The 14,635-nt window shown below is 60.1% G+C and carries 20 protein-coding genes; 13 read left to right on the forward strand and 7 right to left on the reverse strand.

The window, feature by feature from the left end; all coding sequences use genetic code 11:
- Nucleotides 1-525: 525 nt before the first annotated feature.
- Both BMX94_RS09095 and BMX94_RS09100 read right to left on the reverse strand, forming a co-directional pair.
- Nucleotides 526-819: a helix-turn-helix transcriptional regulator gene (locus tag BMX94_RS09095; protein WP_286160071.1), complete on the reverse strand. Its 294-nt coding sequence runs from the start codon at nt 817-819 to the stop codon at nt 526-528.
- A 222-nt stretch (nt 820-1,041) separates the two neighbouring features.
- Nucleotides 1,042-1,500: a MerR family transcriptional regulator gene (locus BMX94_RS09100; RefSeq protein ID WP_091005789.1), complete on the reverse strand. Its 459-nt coding sequence runs from the start codon at nt 1,498-1,500 to the stop codon at nt 1,042-1,044.
- A 229-nt stretch (nt 1,501-1,729) separates the two neighbouring features.
- On the opposite strand from BMX94_RS09100, the gene BMX94_RS09105 reads away from it, so the two are divergent.
- The 8 genes from BMX94_RS09105 (at nt 1,730) to BMX94_RS10650 (ending at nt 5,970) form a co-directional block, all read left to right on the forward strand.
- Nucleotides 1,730-2,278, forward strand: coding sequence for a flavin reductase family protein (locus BMX94_RS09105; protein ID WP_091005791.1), 549 nt, complete (start codon nt 1,730-1,732; stop codon nt 2,276-2,278).
- A gap of 78 nt (nt 2,279-2,356) precedes the next feature.
- Complete coding sequence (locus tag BMX94_RS10780) at nt 2,357-2,491, forward strand: flavodoxin (RefSeq protein ID WP_083432434.1); 135 nt, start codon at nt 2,357-2,359, stop codon at nt 2,489-2,491.
- A gap of 27 nt (nt 2,492-2,518) precedes the next feature.
- On the forward strand, nt 2,519-3,541 hold the full coding sequence (locus BMX94_RS09115; RefSeq protein WP_177171403.1) for an aldo/keto reductase: 1,023 nt from the start codon (nt 2,519-2,521) through the stop codon (nt 3,539-3,541).
- A 115-nt stretch (nt 3,542-3,656) separates the two neighbouring features.
- The gene (locus BMX94_RS09120) at nt 3,657-4,016 is read left to right on the forward strand and encodes a cyclophilin-like fold protein (protein WP_091005793.1); all 360 of its coding nucleotides are present in this window, start codon (nt 3,657-3,659) and stop codon (nt 4,014-4,016) included.
- A 1-nt stretch (nt 4,017) separates the two neighbouring features.
- Nucleotides 4,018-4,536 carry a flavodoxin family protein gene (locus BMX94_RS09125; RefSeq protein WP_072355668.1) on the forward strand — a complete coding sequence of 173 codons (519 nt, stop codon included), beginning with the start codon at nt 4,018-4,020 and terminating at the stop codon, nt 4,534-4,536.
- Between the two features lie 211 nt (nt 4,537-4,747).
- Nucleotides 4,748-5,110, forward strand: a complete 363-nt coding sequence (locus BMX94_RS10645) for a cyclophilin-like fold protein (protein WP_091005795.1) — start codon at nt 4,748-4,750, stop codon at nt 5,108-5,110.
- A gap of 421 nt (nt 5,111-5,531) precedes the next feature.
- Nucleotides 5,532-5,783: a hypothetical protein gene (locus BMX94_RS09140; protein ID WP_091005796.1), complete on the forward strand. Its 252-nt coding sequence runs from the start codon at nt 5,532-5,534 to the stop codon at nt 5,781-5,783.
- Nucleotides 5,784-5,808: 25 nt separating this feature from the next.
- Nucleotides 5,809-5,970 (forward strand): hypothetical protein, encoded by a 162-nt coding sequence (locus BMX94_RS10650; RefSeq protein ID WP_177171404.1) that lies wholly within the window; start codon nt 5,809-5,811, stop codon nt 5,968-5,970.
- Between the two features lie 91 nt (nt 5,971-6,061).
- Here the strand turns inward: BMX94_RS10650 and BMX94_RS09145 are convergent, their stop codons facing one another.
- Complete coding sequence (locus tag BMX94_RS09145; protein ID WP_091005798.1) at nt 6,062-6,649, reverse strand: TetR/AcrR family transcriptional regulator C-terminal domain-containing protein; 588 nt, start codon at nt 6,647-6,649, stop codon at nt 6,062-6,064.
- A gap of 137 nt (nt 6,650-6,786) precedes the next feature.
- On the opposite strand from BMX94_RS09145, the gene BMX94_RS09150 reads away from it, so the two are divergent.
- The 5 genes from BMX94_RS09150 to BMX94_RS09170 all read left to right on the forward strand — a co-directional run bounded on the left by BMX94_RS09150 (nt 6,787) and on the right by BMX94_RS09170 (nt 10,843).
- Nucleotides 6,787-7,593 (forward strand): SDR family NAD(P)-dependent oxidoreductase, encoded by an 807-nt coding sequence (locus BMX94_RS09150; RefSeq protein ID WP_177171405.1) that lies wholly within the window; start codon nt 6,787-6,789, stop codon nt 7,591-7,593.
- 120 nt (nt 7,594-7,713) lie between these two features.
- The gene (locus BMX94_RS09155) at nt 7,714-8,361 is read left to right on the forward strand and encodes a flavodoxin family protein (RefSeq protein ID WP_091005802.1); all 648 of its coding nucleotides are present in this window, start codon (nt 7,714-7,716) and stop codon (nt 8,359-8,361) included.
- A gap of 145 nt (nt 8,362-8,506) precedes the next feature.
- Nucleotides 8,507-8,968 carry an RrF2 family transcriptional regulator gene (locus BMX94_RS09160; protein WP_091005804.1) on the forward strand — a complete coding sequence of 154 codons (462 nt, stop codon included), beginning with the start codon at nt 8,507-8,509 and terminating at the stop codon, nt 8,966-8,968.
- The gene (locus BMX94_RS09165) at nt 8,965-9,975 is read left to right on the forward strand and encodes an NADP-dependent oxidoreductase (RefSeq protein WP_091005805.1); all 1,011 of its coding nucleotides are present in this window, start codon (nt 8,965-8,967) and stop codon (nt 9,973-9,975) included. Before BMX94_RS09160 ends, BMX94_RS09165 begins: the two co-directional genes overlap by 4 nt.
- Before the next feature lie 55 nt (nt 9,976-10,030).
- Nucleotides 10,031-10,843, forward strand: coding sequence for a nitroreductase family protein (locus BMX94_RS09170; RefSeq protein WP_091005807.1), 813 nt, complete (start codon nt 10,031-10,033; stop codon nt 10,841-10,843).
- 413 nt (nt 10,844-11,256) lie between these two features.
- Here the strand turns inward: BMX94_RS09170 and BMX94_RS09175 are convergent, their stop codons facing one another.
- The 4 genes from BMX94_RS09175 to BMX94_RS09190 form a co-directional block, all read right to left on the reverse strand.
- Nucleotides 11,257-11,772: a hypothetical protein gene (locus BMX94_RS09175; protein ID WP_091005808.1), complete on the reverse strand. Its 516-nt coding sequence runs from the start codon at nt 11,770-11,772 to the stop codon at nt 11,257-11,259.
- The gene (locus tag BMX94_RS09180; protein ID WP_091005810.1) at nt 11,757-12,548 is read right to left on the reverse strand and encodes a DUF1295 domain-containing protein; all 792 of its coding nucleotides are present in this window, start codon (nt 12,546-12,548) and stop codon (nt 11,757-11,759) included. Before BMX94_RS09180 ends, BMX94_RS09175 begins: the two co-directional genes overlap by 16 nt.
- 759 nt (nt 12,549-13,307) lie before the next feature.
- Nucleotides 13,308-13,877 (reverse strand): TetR/AcrR family transcriptional regulator, encoded by a 570-nt coding sequence (locus tag BMX94_RS09185; protein ID WP_091005812.1) that lies wholly within the window; start codon nt 13,875-13,877, stop codon nt 13,308-13,310.
- A 9-nt stretch (nt 13,878-13,886) separates the two neighbouring features.
- Nucleotides 13,887-14,591, reverse strand: a complete 705-nt coding sequence (locus BMX94_RS09190) for a hypothetical protein (RefSeq protein WP_286160072.1) — start codon at nt 14,589-14,591, stop codon at nt 13,887-13,889.
- Nucleotides 14,592-14,635: the final 44 nt, after the last annotated feature.

The following is a 14,635-nucleotide window of genomic DNA, read 5'->3' on the forward strand; positions in this document are numbered from 1 at the left end:
CCTCGTTTAACGCCTGGACGCGCTCATCCACCACACGGCCCATCAGTTCGGCCTCCGCCTCCTTGCAACCGTTTCGCCTTGCAAGGCTTCTCCACGAATGTGCCGCGCCTACCACCCTCGCGACCGCAGTCGCGCTCTTCTCGGCTGTGAGGCCACATACTTTTGCCAGCTCCCGCAGTCCGTCGATCTCGGACCTGCCCGTCTCGCCAAAGACCGACGTGACGCGCTGTTTCCCTGGGTCGGGATTGATGTTGACGTCAAATACGGGGGAGAGAACCCAGCTTTCTCCTTTTCGAAGGAGGCCCAAGTTCCATGGAGCTCAAATAGGGAATCCTCGTCCGTTGCCGATGCCTGCCGCGTTCCTCAGGGGGAGCGACGGGTCAATTGCATAGGCCCCCGCCGATGCAAGGTACCCCTGGTCGTAGACGAAGGATGAGCTGATGGACCCCCGACGCAGGCTGAAGTGGCAGACTCCCACGAGAGTGTCGCCTTTGGGACCCGAAGTAAATACCTGCACCGCGGGGATCACTGCCTGCTCCTCACACGTTGTGGAAGCGCTTGGTCGGCCCTTGCGCGCCCCAAGTCCGTCTGATAGGGGTCCGTTGCCTCAACTACGGCGTTGAGGGTCTGCAGCGCCCGACATGCGTTAAGGAACGTCTCGAGGCTAACGGAGGGGTCGCCGTTCTCCAGGCGCGAGATGGTCGCACGTGAGACATTGGCCTTGTCGGCAAGCTCCTGCGAGGTCAGGCCGTATAGCCTGCGCCATGTGGCTATGTTCTCGCCGATGCTCTTGGCCGCTAGTTTCGTTTTGGCTGACATAGGTCGCTTCATATTACTACCTGTCATAAATATAATACGTAAAGTACAATTACGTATAATATAGTATACGTAATCGATGAATCAATCCAGTTTGCAGGGCCCTGCGGTGACGCGGGACCAAGGATTCGTCTGGATTGCGGTGGCAACGGCTCGTGCATGACATCAAAAGCGTATACGCAAGGACCGCCACGGAGCCCTCCGCGCGCGACGCTTTCCGGCAACCTAGTACCTGTTGATTCGGCACTCTGCCTTGATGCGGCGGATGTCTTCCGGAAGTTCCTCGGCGGGCATGTTCTTGGGCGTGTCGCAGGTGCCCGACCTTGCCGCCACGTCGTAATACCAGCACTTGTAGGTAATGAAGTCGAGCGAGAGCCTGAGGTCCTCCATCTGCCTCAGGATGGCCTCACGCCGCTCGTTCACGATGCGCCGGCGCTCCTCGATGGTGGAGTCTCCCTTGCGATAGAGGTCTATGTAGCGTTTGATCTCGCGGATGGGCATGCCAGACACCTTGAGCCGCTCTATGAAGCGCGCCCACTCCAGGTCGTCCTCGGTGAACACGCGGATGCCGCCCTGGCTTCGTGCCATGTCCGGGAACAGACCGTTCTTGTCGTAGTAGCGGATGGTCGACGCCGGCATCCCCAGCACGGCCGCCGCCTCCCCAATGGTGTAGACCTTCTCCAAAACGCTTCCCCTCCTGGTGTCGCCCCGCACCCCGTCACGGGATGTGAAGCCGCTTTCATAATTTAGAGAAAGTATATTGACTTAAACCATGGTCTAAGTCTGAGAATCGTCCCAGCGACTTGAGGAAGACACAACTCGGACGATGGGAGACAGGAATGAACGACGAGAAGGACCCCAAGATTGTGCTGGGCGCCTGGGCCTGGGAAAAGAAGATGGACTAGGAGAGACAATGGCAAAGAAGAACCTTGGATCGAAGCTCGCGCTGTACCCCACGCCCGTGACGGTCGTGGGCGCCATGACGGACAAGGGTCCCAACTGGCTTCTCGTCGCGCACATCGGCATCATAGGGCACGACAGGGTGACCATCAGCTGCGCCAAGCAGCACTACACCAACCAGTGGATCCGCAAGAACGGCACCTGCTCGGTTAACCTGATCGATGAGAAGCTCCTTCGCGCGGCAGACCACGTGGGCAGCGTGAGCGGCACCAAGGAGGACAAGTCCTGCGCCTTTGCGTGGAGCGCGGCCGAGGACGGCGCGCCGCTCATCGACGAGTCGCCCCTCTCGCTTGCCTGCTCCGTCGAGGATGTGTACGAGACGGACGGCTTCGAGACCTTTGTGCTCGCGATCGACGGCACGTACGTGGACGAGGCATGCCTGGACGAGAAGGGAAAGATAGACTACGGCAGGGTGGCGCCGGTCCTCTTCGAGTTCCCCACCTACTCGTACTGGAGTCTTGGCGAGCGCGTCGGGGGATGCCTGCGTCTTGACAGGGAGTAGTCTCGTGCCTGGCGTGAACGGTGGGCTCGGATTCCGCGACATCCGGACGGCGCCAATCCAAATGAGGGAGTATTCACTATGACAAGAACGATCGTCACGTTCTTCAGCGCTACCGGCACGACGGAGATGGCGGCGGAGGCCCTTGCAAAGGCAGGTCACGCCGAGCTCTACCGGATTGAGCCCACAGAGCGCTACACGAGGCTTGGGATATAGCTGGCTTTCTGCCGAAAGGAGGCAATCGTGGAGTACGCAACTCTTGGCAAGACCGACATCAAGGTATCGCGCGTGTGCATCGGCGGCATGAGTTTTGGCAAGGTGTTTCCCGACTTTCACCAGTGGGTCATCGACCAGCCGGCAACGCAAGCCGTCCTCAAACGTGCCCTCGAGCTCGGCGTAAACTTCATCGACACGGCGAATTGCTACGCGCACGGTACGAGCGAGGAGTTCATAGGTACTTCTCTGAAGAACCTCGGGATGAGGCGCGAGGACGTTGTGCTGGCGAGCAAGGTGTTCTTCAACGAGGGGAGCCTCGGGCACCTTACCAAGGCCGCGATAGAGCATGAAATCGATGGCACCCTACGGCGCCTTGGCACCGACTACCTGGACCTCTACATCATCCACCGCTTCGACTACGACACACCCATCGAGGAGACCATGGAGGCGCTGGACAGTCTCGTGCGCGCAGGCAAGGTGCGGGCACTGGGCGCGAGCGCGATGTACGGCTACCAGTTCCACAACATGCAGGTCACGGCGCAAGAAAACGGTTGGGCCCCGTTCAGCACCATGCAGTGCCACTACAACCTGCTGTACCGCGAGGACGAGCGCGAGATGATTCCCGTGTGCCGGCAGTACGGCGTGTCGCTCACCCCGTACAGCCCGCTCGCGAGCGGCCACCTCACGCGTCCGACGTGGGACTCCGAAAGCAGACGCTCCAGGACCGACTCCACCATGCGCGAGAAGTACGACCACGACCAGGAGCTGGATATGCCGGTGGTCGCGCGCGTTGCCGAGCTAGCGCAAAGGCGGGGCGTGCCCATGGCCGACATCGCGCTCGCGTGGCATTGGGCTCGTGGGGTTACCGCGCCCATCGTGGGCTGCTCCAGGCCCGACCGCGTGGACGATGCCGTGAGGGCGCTGGACTTGAGTCTTTCTGATGAAGAGGTGGGCTTCCTCGAGGATCCATACCGCCCCCACGAGCTCGTTGGCCCCCTCGCGCGTCCGGGGGAGAGACCCCTTGCAGGCACGACCGACCCGACGAAATAGATGTGCGCGCCCGCCCGATGCCGTCGCAGTACGTGTAGTTGCCTCAGCCATATCTTTCTTACAGGATGCCTATGAGCTTGGCCACAATCTATCGTAAAGATGCAGGAGGTCAGAAATGCACATTGAGATGGACTTTGACGGAACCATCGTCTCGGGAACCCTGAACGATACGGAAACCGCGAAAGCGTTCTTCGAAGCGCTCCCCATCTCCATTCATGTGGGGTCGTCGGGAATGGATTTCTGTGGCCAGATAGAGCAGAGCTTTCCCTATGACGCGGCACAAGTCGGGTATGGATGGTCGAACGGTGACATCAACTACAACCCCGGCGGCGGTTGGTTCGCCGTCTTCTTCGATGGCGAAGACGCTTCAGGGTCCTATGGGGACCAGCTGAACATGGGCCGCTTGGACGATGGAGCCATCGAGACCTTACGCGGGCTGAAGGGATCCTATGACATCACGATCAGGAAGGCATAGCATGAAGATACTCGTCCTGCAGGGAAGCGCCCGCAAGAATGGGCATACGACCGCGTTGGCCCAGGCGTTCGCCGAGGGAGCGCGCGAAGCGGGCCATGAAGTGACCGTGTTCGACGTTGCCTCCATGGACATCCATGGGTGCATCGGGTGCGAGTGGTGCCACACCCAAGGGAACGGCGAATGCATCCAAAAGGATGACATGCAGCAGATCTACCCCCATTACGCCAGCGCTGACATGATCGTGCTGGCAAGCCCGATCTACTACGGCTCGTTCACGGGGCAGCTGCACTGCGCCATCCATCGGACCTATGCCCTTGAGATCCCGAAGGCATGCAAGAAGATGGCCATGATCCTGGATTCCGGATCTTCGGGCGTGTATGCCGCGGCCGAGCGCATCTACCATGGGTTCCTGCAAGGCTGGTACGGCGCGGAGGACTGTGGCATCTTCGAATATCCTGGCGCAGCCGCGTCCTCTCCCCAGAGCCTGGAAGAGGTTCGCCAGTTCGGCCGGAGCTTGTGAGGAGGAAGGGACCCCCGTGAAGAGAATCCTGTTGACAGCTGCCTTAGCGTCCGTGCTCTGCATCTCCTTCCTTGGGGGATGCGCTCAGGAGCAATCCAGCGATAAGAATGGCGTGAATGCATCCAGTGCGAATGCGAGCGCACCTCAAGAGATCGATCCTGCGAACCAGGATGCAACGGCATCTTCTACCAACCAAGGGGAGGAGTCCTCTATGAACCCGTCCATTTCAACGGTCACGCTCTCGGTTGAGGGACACCAGTTCGCCATCGACCTGGATGATAAGGAGACAGCAGCAGCCTTTGCGGCGATGCTCCCGCTGCAGACGGAGATGAGCGAGCTCAACGGGAACGAGAAGTACGTCTATCTGGACGGCTCGCTCCCGACCAACGCGTCCAACCCCGGTACCATCGAGGCAGGGGATGTGATGCTCTATGGGAACAACTGCCTGGTGGTCTTCTACGAATCCCACGCCACCTCTTATGCCTATACGCGCATCGGCAAGATAGCGGATGCGTCGGATTTGGCGGACGTGGTGGGAAGCGGCTCCATCAGCGCAAGCTTCGCTGCCGCGTAAGCAAATGTAAGGCGAATCCTCAGAGCAAGTGCAACGAAAAGCAGCGCGTGGCCATTGCGTGCGCCGTGGCGTCGGGCAGGCAGGTCGTCGCGTTCGACGAGCCTACAAGTGGGTTGGGCTATGGGCACATGATGCAGTTCGCAGCGCTGCTCAATTGGTCGCGCGCTGGTGAAAAAAGCCTCGGCTCCTCCTCTGTGACGAGCCCACCGGAGCCCTCGACTACCAGACCTCCAAGGAGATCCTTGCCCTTATCGAGAGGGTCTGTCACGAGCACGGATGCACCACCGTGATCGTTACCCACAACGCCGCTATTGGAGAGATGGCAACCAGGCGTCTGCGCCTAAGAGAGGGTCAGATCGTGGAAGACGAGGTCAATCCCTCTCCCATCCCCGCGCGCAACCTCGAGTGGTAGGAAGCTGCAATGCACAACCCCCTTCACAGGCGCTTTGGGCGCCAGCTGCTCCACAACGCGGGCAGGCACCTCGGCATCTTTGCGCTGCTCGTGGCCACGATCTCGGTGGTGTCTGGCTGTCTCATCACCATCTCCTCCGTGCAGGCCATTCTGGAAAACATGGACGAGAAGAACTCCGTCGAGGACGCGCTTCGAGACCTCAGAGCCGATAGACGACCATGCGCGTGCGGCCGTCGAGGACGATGGCGTCACGGTCTATGACAACTGGAGTCGCGAAGCCACGACGATGCTCGGCAACACCGAGGCTACCGTCCGGCTCTACGTGGACAGGACCGAGGTGGACACCCCCAGCTACTACGAGGGGAGGGCGCCCCAGAGCGACGACGAGGTGGCGCTGGACCGTACCTTTGCCACCCACCTCGCACTGGCCCTCAAGACGCAGGAGTAGGAGTTCAAACGTAGGTCTCACCCTGCATCCGGGAACGGCATGGCGTTGCAACCTGGTTGCATTCTTTCTATTAAGGTCGTCGTCCCGCCCACTATGATTTTGTGTGGCCCGTGGGGTCCTTCGTGCCGCCGGCATCGGCCATCCATGCGCGCTTGAGTATCTCGGGCATGCAGAGGTACTGGTACCGTGCCATGCTCTCGACGCTCAGGCCATTCTTCCCTAGGATCCATTCAATCGTGATGCCAAGGCATCCATAGGAGTACTGGCGAATCACGTACTCTGTCTCTTCGTCCAGCGTCGCTACACCCTGATACCGGCAGATGGCTTCTCGCTCGCTCTTTACATAGAAATCAAGTAGGTAGGTGTCGAGGCTGTTCTGGGAGCGATCGCTGAGAGCATTCCTGAAGAAGGCCCGCTCGCTCCAGAATCCGCGGAGCATGCCCTCGATCATCTCCCTGCTATTCTCGATGGGGCTTCGAGAGCGCTCCTTCTTGAAGAGCTGCATGAAGATCCATGCGACAAGATCGTATTTGTCCTTGAAGTGATAGTAGAAGGTGGAGCGGTCCGTCCTGCTCGCCGCGCAGAGGTCCTTCACGCGAATTGCCTGGATTGGCATCGTCTTGCTCATCTCGATGAGCTTATCGGCAAGCAGCTGCTTTGTTCTATCGGAGGCACCCATGGCTCCACCTCTTGGACTCTTCAGACATTACTCAAAATTGTAGTAGAACCCGGCAAAACCGATAAATGTCCAAATTACTGTGCTCCAAGCCGTCACAAACTTGTTGGGGGTATGACTTCGTCGAAAGGTGTGTAAAGATGGCTGACTTCTCAAGTGTCAAGGGCCGCACGGCCGTAGTTACCGGCGCAACCTCGGGTATTGGCGAATCGACTGCAAAGGTCTTTGCTGCGCAAGGCATGAAGGTCGTGCTTGCTGGACGTAGAGCCGACAGGGGAGAGGCCATCGCCGAAGAGATACGCCAAAAGGGAGGCGAGGCCCTGTTCTGCAAGACGGACGTAACTTCCGAAGACGATGTGGCGCATCTCATGCAGACCGCCCTTGATGCATACGGTTCCCTGGATGTTCTCGTCAACAACGCAGGCGCGAGTTGCCTCATGAAGCCGATTCACGAGTACGACGCTGACGACTTCCGTCGCGTCACCAACATCGACTACGTTGGCGTGTTCCTGTGCATGAAGTATGCCGTCTCTGCCATGCTCACCTCGAAGTCGACGAACTGCTCGATCATCAACGTCTCGTCCGCAGAGGGCATCAAGGCGACGGCCAACTTTGCGCCGTACAGTGCCGCTAAGCGTGCCGTTATCAGCCTTACCCAGACTGCCGGGATGGACTATGCCCGCCATGGGATCAGGGTAAATTGCATCTGCCCGGGCGCCATTGACACGGAGATCTATGCAACCATCTCGCCCGAGCAACGCGAACTGACCCAGTCCATGATTCCCAACGGACGCTTTGGACGTCCGGAAGAGATTGCCAACGTTGCCCTCTTCCTGGCGAGCGACCTCGCAAGCTATGTCACGGGAGCCGTGATTCCCGTGGACGCCGCCATGTCGTCCGGTAACTTTATCGAGGTTCCCTGGAAAGAGCCCGACCCCAGGAGCTAGCGCGGCGTTTTTTGGCTGCGGTGAGTTGCCACGGCTTTTGTGGAATATGAGTCGCGAGAGCGTTTAGACTCACGTTGGATACGCGCGCGTTTACTTGTATTTCTCAGTGTAAGGAGACCTATGACAAAGACCCTGGTGCTCAACGCAAGCCCTCGCAAGGCGTGGAACACGGCAAAGCTCTTGAAGTCGGCGGCCGAGGGCGCCAGGAGCGCCGGCTCCGAGGCCGAGTACATAGACCTCTACGACCTCAACTTCACCGGTTGCAGGAGCTGCATGCTCTGCAAGAGGAAGGGTGCCGAGAGGTGCCACTGCTACTGGAAGGACGACCTGTCCCCGATAATCGACAAGGTTTTCCGGTCGGACGTTCTTCTCGTTGGCACGGCAATCTACCTGGGCAGGCCGACGAGCCGGTACTTCGAGGTGATGGAGCGGCTGCATTTCTGCGCGCTGTCCTACGACGACTACAGCAACTACTTCACCGGGAAGGTGAACGTGGGACTCTTCGTCAGCATGAACGCGTCGAAGGAGTTCTACGACAGGCTCTACAAGGACGCGTTCGAGGGGTACGCGCGGGAGCTCCAGATGCTCAACGGCGAGGTCTGCCTGTACCCGTGCTTTGACACGCTGCAGGTGGCGGATTACTCCAAGTACTCCATGGCGGGCTTTGACGCCGAGAAGAAGCAGCTCTCGCGCGAGAAGAACTTCCCCAAGGACCTGGAGAACGCCTACGCAATCGGGCAGAGGCTGGTGCGCGAGAGCGGCAGGTGAGCTTGACGTAGAGACGCTCCCGCGCTTCTCGTCGCGACGCAAGTGGTGAGTTTATGTGCCCTGGTCGATGCCGTGTGGTCTCACTAGAGATGTATCAGTACGTGATACAATCACAACCCGACAGACGCAGGAAGTAGGGGAGCGCATGGACACCAAGTTCTCGACGGCCATTCACATGTTGATTCTTGTCTCCGAGGCGGAGCAGCCCATGAACTCGGAGCAGATTGCGACGAGCGTGGGAACAAACGCCAGCTACATCCGCAAGGTAGCCGCGCGTCTCAGCCGTGCCGGAATCATCGAGGGTCAGCGTGGCAGGAGCGGATTTGCCCTGGTCAAGGCACCTGCGGACATATCCCTTCTCGACGTGTACCGTGCGGTCGAGGAGACGGATGACGTCCACGTGTTCGACATTCACCAGAACCCCAGCGACGCGTGCATTGTGGGCAGGAACATCCGCCCCGTGCTCAGCGGGATGTTCCGCCATGCGGAGCAGGTGGTGGAGGACGAGCTTTCGGGCGCGACGCTTGCGGACTGCATGGCGCGCATGCGCGAACGGATCGAGAAGGACGAGAGAAGCTCTCACCAGCGGGAAGGCGGTAAGCAATGAAGGCAGCGATTCTGGACGGCTACGACAAGAACGGCGCGACTCTCGCGGTGCGCGACATTCCCGTCCCCGAGCCCGCGGCGCACGAGGTTCTCGTGCGCATCCACACGGCGGCGGTGAACCCGCTGGACAACATGATCGTTCGCGGAGAGGTGCGTCTCATCGTGCCGTACCGCACGCCGCTCGTGATGGGCAACGAGTTCTCGGGCACCGTCGTCAAGGCGGGCTCTGCGGCAGGAAAGTTCAAAGCCGGCGACCGTGTGTACGGACGCATGCCGCTTGCGAAGATTGGCGCGTTTGCCGAGTACGCTGCTGTGGACGAGTCGGCCTTGGCCACCGTGCCGGACTACCTCTCGATGGAGGAGGCCGCGTGCGTACCCCTCACGGCGCTCACCGCTATGCAGGCGCTCGAGCTCATGCAGGCGAAAACGGGCCAGACGCTCTTCATCTCGGGCGGAACGGGCAGCCTCGGCGCCATGGCCATCCCCATTGCCGCGCGCATGGGGCTTGTGGTGTCGACCAACGGCAGCGCCCGCAACGAGGAGCGCGTCTGCGAGCTTGGTGCCAGCACCTTCATCGACTACAAGGCGCAGCGCTACATCGACGTGCTCCACGACGTTGACTGCGTGCTCGACACCCTGGGCGAGCGCGAGTTGCCGGACGAGTTCCGCGTGCTCAAGCGTGGCGGGCACCTCGTGTCGCTGCGCGGACTGCCCAACGGCCGCTTTGCCAGGCGCGCGGGCCTCTCGCCTGTTAAGCGCGCGCTCTTTGGCATCGCTGGCCGCAAGTTCGACAAGATGGCGACGCAGAGGGACCAGACGTACGATTTCATCTTTGTTCACGAGAACGGCGCGCAGCTCGAGCGTGTGAGGGAGCTCTTCCCGGCGGAGCGTCCGCTGCAGGTCTCCATCGACGGCTCCTACGGCCTCGACCAGGTCAATGACGCGCTCGAGCGCGTGAGGTCCGGTCACTCCCAGGGCAAGACGCTCCTGCACGTCGAGCAGGACTAGGGTCACTCCGGCAAGACGCAGAACGCAGTAGCGAGAAGAACAGGGGACACAACACATGGACTCCAGCACCATCAAGGCGCGCAAGAGCGTGCGGACCTTCAACGACAGGCCAATCCCGGACGAGCTAATAGCGAAGCTCGAGGACTTCACCAAACACGACACCAATCCCTTTGGCGTGCCCATAACGTTCAAGTTCCTCGACCGCAAGCGGGACGGGGTCTCCAGCCCCGTGATTGTGGGGGCCAACACGTACGTGGCGGCCAAGTACCACAGGCAGGAGGACGCGGAGCTGGGCTTTGGCTACTTGTTTGAACGGTTCGTCCTTCTCGCCACGTCGCTGGGGCTGGGGACGGTGTGGCTTGCCGCAACGATCGACCGCAAGGCCTTCGAACGCGCCCTGGGCGTGGGGGCCGACGAGGTCATGCCTGCAGTGACCCCTCTCGGCTACGCTGCGGACAAGAGGTCCGTGCGCGAGACCCTCATGCGTAAGAACATGCGGTCGGACGAGCGGGCCCCGTTCGAGTCACTCTTCTTCAAGGGAGACTTCGACCATCCCCTTGGCGAGGGTGAAGCGGGTGGCCTCTTGGAGCCGCTTCAGACGGTGCGCTGGTCTCCCTCGGCAACCAACAAGCAGCCGTGGCGCCTTGTTGTCGACGGCGAGAAGGTTCACTTCTACGAGCACAAGACCAAGGGGTACGCGCGGGAGTCGACCGGCGACATTCAGAAGGTTGATATGGGCATTGCGGCCTGTCACTTCCAGATTGCCGCGCAGGACGCCGGGCTGGCGGGGACGTTCGCGAAGGCCGATCCGGGGATTAGGGCACCAGAAGCTACCGACTACGTGACCACGTTCGTGATTTCAAGCTAGTTCCCGCGTGTCTGGGGCCACGGTGTAAGGGCGTTGCACAATATTTGCGGTTGACGGCCTTTTTCGGGGGTTTAGCTTAGTATCACTCGGCGGGTGCCATTTCGCTACCTGCGGCTCCGCAAAAAGTTAGAGCTTTCGTACTCGGCGATTCGCCCAAAATGGGCCGTCAACCGCAAATTTTGTGCAGCGCTGCTTCTGGCGGGTGGCAGATGGTGAGGCCGGCTGGGCGGAGGGGCCCAGGCGGTCCGGCCGCCAAAACTGCGGTTTAATTGCACCTCTCGGCGGGGCCCCAAGCCCGCTACCTGCGGTTCTTCTCAGCAGACCCCGCCTTGAACTGCAATTAAGCCGCAGTTTTCCATTTCGGGGGAGGAGCGAGGGCGAGGGGAGGCGTGGAGAGGGGGCGTCCCCTGGCCTCAGAGCACGATCGCCAGCATGATGCACAGCTGCGAGATGGCGTTCACCGCCTGCTCCCGCCAGTTGGCCTTCGCGTCGCGGCCGTCCAGGTTGCGGGCGAACCAGCCCATGAGGGACATCCCCGCCAGCCCCGCGACGAGAAACGCCAGCGAGGGCATGGCCGTCGCGTGTGCCAGAACAGAGGCGGGCGACCATTTGGCGCGGTCGACCGCGAGCGAGGCGAGCGCAAGCGCAAAGCCCACGGGCATGAGGTAGCGCAGCTGCCGGTTGAGGAAGCGCACGTCTCTTCTCGCCAGCGAAAGCACGAGCTTCCAGCACACCTTGAGCGCGCCGGCAAGCACGACCAGCGCGACCCCAACGCGGAACAGAGCGCTGTCAAACCGCGTCGCCAGGACGCCCGCCCCCACGCAGAAGAACGCCACGGGCAGGCAGTCCATGAGGGCCATCGAGAGCGTGAAGCCCTCTGGGATGGAATCGCTCCGCACAGCCTCGCGGGGACTCATGCGACCAGCCACGTGTGCTCCTTCACGGAATAGAGGGGGACGAACGGGATCATGATCGGCGTCGTGGACTTGTACCTCTGGTATTCCGGGTTGTCTCCGTAGTTCTTGTCCTGCCGAATCTCCAGCCGGCGCGCCCCACCGAACATGACGTAAATGATGCCCAGGTAGCCGAGGAGTGCACAGATCCACTGGACCGCGTTGGCGTACACGGAGAGCCCGGAGATAAAGACGCCGGTCCAGAAGACCATCTCGCCAAAGTAGTTGGGGCATCGCACAAGGCGGAAGAGACCGGTGTCCACGAAGCGCTTTGGGTTAGCCTTCTTCGCTCGGTTCTTTTGCAGGTCGGCCGTGGTCTCGAGGGCAAGTCCCGCCACCGAGACCAGCAGGCCAACCATGCAAAAGACGTCGGTGCCGCTGGCGTCCGCCAGGCGGAACAGGACGGGCGACGTCTGGAGCACGTAGAGCAGCGAGGCAGACATCCAGATCCCCACCTTGCCCACGAGGGGAACGCCTTCGTTGGACTTGACCTCGCCCTGCATTCGCCTGTTGTAGGCGGTCTTCGCCTCTCGGTAGAGAAGGTATCCGGCAAGTCGGCACCCGTAGACAACGAACAGGGCGCACTGGAGCGCGGGCCCCACGGTGAGGGAGCCGCCGAACATCACCAGGAGGCCAATGCCAATAAGGGCGATGGCCGCTCCATAGCCTATGGAGATGAACCACACGTACTTGTGGAATCCGCAGGAGCTGGCGACAAGTGCCAGGACGAGAAGGATGAGAAAGACGTTCATGCTGGTACCTCGGGTTTTGGACAACGACACTGGAAGGACAGGCAGGTGTCGCCTGTGCGAGAGACGCAAACCTCGGCAGGCGAAAGTGCCCTCACCATTCTAGGGTCATTTTTCTGTCGTGCGGCATCTCATGCCGCTCCGCTATTCCCGATTGGCTCCCCGGAGGCCATCATTATTAAGCTGTTTCGCTTTGGCCAGAGGGCTTAAACGTCTGTTTGTTTTCTCTCTTCTCAATGCATAGCCACGTCACAATACTTGTTCTTTTACGTGTTGCGTATTAGGGAGTTTTAACTACTCGGTCTCAAAGCTGAAAAATGCTTGTAGGGGGATAACAGAAAGAAACCGCAGATGAGAAAGAGACTCTGCTATTTCTTGAGCGCGCTACTTGTCTTCAGCACGTGCATGCCGGGGGAACGGTCTGGACGTTCGCTGATGACGGAGGCACTCCATCCACTGTGGTGGAGAGCTCTGACAATGACAATGACCAGGACAAGGCAGACAATTCCACCACTACAGGTGCCCAGGACTCCACTTCACCCGACACTTCTGTCTCCAACGGGGAGACTCAGGGTAGCGCTGCTGCCGCCAACACGACCGGCGCTGTTGCGAGCGCTGCCCCAAGCCTCGCTCCCGCGTCTCTTACAGTACGCGTACATGGAAATCCCGATGCAGACGCCGTGTCTGGCACTGCATCGGGATTTTTTCTTAGAGTAGATGTGTAGTGCAGTTGCATACCGCTCACACGTTGTGCTGGTTCTCCTAGTACAGCACCTTGCGAATCATGGCGACAAGAGCCTTGCAGTCGCCCCGGCCAAGGACCAGGAGAGATATTAGTTGCTGCGTCACAAGCTCAGCGAGACCCTCCTTTGTCAAGCCGTCATCGAACGCATCCTCTCGCACTCCGCTGTCTGACTCAAGCGCGCAGAGCATGCTGCTCTCAAGCCGCCCAATGAAGGCTTGCATCATTTCTTTTCCCTCAGAGCGTTGATCTCGCTCTTTGGTAAGGCCAAGCGCGTGGGCGGGGAGAAACCCCGGATACCGGGCCATGCCCGCTTGTGCGCTTTGGAAGGCCCTCTCGACGTGTGAGGCGAAGTCCTTCTCGTCGCCCTTGTTCTTCTTTGCATCAGAGCTGAGAATGTCCGACCAAACGTCTGCCGTGACAGCTAGAACCAGGGCATCTTTCCCCGGGAAGTAGTTGTAAAGGGTTCCGGGAGCCACGCCGCAGGCAGAGGCAACGGAACGCACATTGACGCCAGCGAGCCCTCGCTCCCTAACGATTGCACGGCATGCCTCCAAAATGGTCTCTCTCGAGGTTGACCTGGGGTTCATTGCCGACTCCTAAAGTACGTTGAGAAGTGAGAGGCCCATCCAGATAATCCACATGTACATCACCGTCTTGGGAAGCATGAGTGCCCCAACTGCGGGCTTGCGTTTGGCGAGGAAGGTGACGGGAAGGTAGAACCCAAAACTGAGCGCGATGGCGATGCACATGCGCCAGAGGCCGTACCCGCCGGCGTTACCCGAGATGGCGAATAGAGCTATTACAAGGATTCCGGTGATGGCAAAGGGGATGTTTCTGTAGAGGGACCAACGTAGGTTCTCCTTGTTCGAGAACCAATCGTTCTGCGGAAAGAAGCAAATCACGATCCTTACGGCAGCGGTGAGGAAGATCAGCGCGGGAACGGCGGGGGAGACCTCGAGTTCCGGGAAGATCTGCCTCCAGATGAAGTAGAGCAGCACGTAGAACACCGTCATGGTTACCGAGGTTATTGCGGTGCCCATCCCCAGTTTGCGCTGCGTGTCATCCTGGACGCCACAGAGGTGCATCTGGACTCTGGGAAGAAGGTGGAACGCGTCTCCGCCGCCAAGGCAGAGGGTGAGCGCTCCGTAGAGGACGAAGACTAGCCGACCGTTGGCCTGAGTGAAGAAGATGATGGCAGCGATAAGGTCGTAGATGAGGTACGCGATGTCAAAGACGCTCTCGCCGATGCGCATTCCGCGGGGCATGGCTTCTTGTTTTGCAATTGCCTTCGAGTTGCTCATTGCGGTCCCCTCCAACAATCGGCGGGCTTGCCCACCGGATGTGT

Source organism: Olsenella sp. KH3B4 (assembly GCA_900111695.1).
Taxonomy (GTDB): Bacteria; Actinomycetota; Coriobacteriia; order Coriobacteriales; family Atopobiaceae; genus Tractidigestivibacter.

Bases quoted from the DNA above. Each gene is read 5' to 3' on its own strand.
- BMX94_RS09150 (WP_177171405.1), top strand. From the start codon at position 6,787: ATGGCTGACTTCTCAAGTGTCAAGGGCCGCACGGCCGTAGTTACCGGC.
- BMX94_RS09140 (WP_091005796.1), top strand. From the start codon at position 5,532: ATGCACAACCCCCTTCACAGGCGCTTTGGGCGCCAGCTGCTCCACAAC.
- BMX94_RS09165 (WP_091005805.1), top strand. From the start codon at position 8,965: ATGAAGGCAGCGATTCTGGACGGCTACGACAAGAACGGCGCGACTCTC.
- BMX94_RS10645 (WP_091005795.1), top strand. From the start codon at position 4,748: ATGAACCCGTCCATTTCAACGGTCACGCTCTCGGTTGAGGGACACCAG.
- BMX94_RS10650 (WP_177171404.1), top strand. From the start codon at position 5,809: ATGCTCGGCAACACCGAGGCTACCGTCCGGCTCTACGTGGACAGGACC.
- BMX94_RS09170 (WP_091005807.1), top strand. From the start codon at position 10,031: ATGGACTCCAGCACCATCAAGGCGCGCAAGAGCGTGCGGACCTTCAAC.
- BMX94_RS09145 (WP_091005798.1), bottom strand. From the start codon at position 6,649: ATGGGTGCCTCCGATAGAACAAAGCAGCTGCTTGCCGATAAGCTCATC.
- BMX94_RS09160 (WP_091005804.1), top strand. From the start codon at position 8,507: ATGGACACCAAGTTCTCGACGGCCATTCACATGTTGATTCTTGTCTCC.
- BMX94_RS09180 (WP_091005810.1), bottom strand. From the start codon at position 12,548: ATGAACGTCTTTCTCATCCTTCTCGTCCTGGCACTTGTCGCCAGCTCC.
- BMX94_RS10780 (WP_083432434.1), top strand. From the start codon at position 2,357: ATGACAAGAACGATCGTCACGTTCTTCAGCGCTACCGGCACGACGGAG.
- BMX94_RS09120 (WP_091005793.1), top strand. From the start codon at position 3,657: ATGCACATTGAGATGGACTTTGACGGAACCATCGTCTCGGGAACCCTG.
- BMX94_RS09105 (WP_091005791.1), top strand. From the start codon at position 1,730: ATGGCAAAGAAGAACCTTGGATCGAAGCTCGCGCTGTACCCCACGCCC.
- BMX94_RS09095 (WP_286160071.1), bottom strand. From the start codon at position 819: ATGTCAGCCAAAACGAAACTAGCGGCCAAGAGCATCGGCGAGAACATA.
- BMX94_RS09155 (WP_091005802.1), top strand. From the start codon at position 7,714: ATGACAAAGACCCTGGTGCTCAACGCAAGCCCTCGCAAGGCGTGGAAC.
- BMX94_RS09190 (WP_286160072.1), bottom strand. From the start codon at position 14,591: ATGAGCAACTCGAAGGCAATTGCAAAACAAGAAGCCATGCCCCGCGGA.
- BMX94_RS09185 (WP_091005812.1), bottom strand. From the start codon at position 13,877: ATGAACCCCAGGTCAACCTCGAGAGAGACCATTTTGGAGGCATGCCGT.
- BMX94_RS09125 (WP_072355668.1), top strand. From the start codon at position 4,018: ATGAAGATACTCGTCCTGCAGGGAAGCGCCCGCAAGAATGGGCATACG.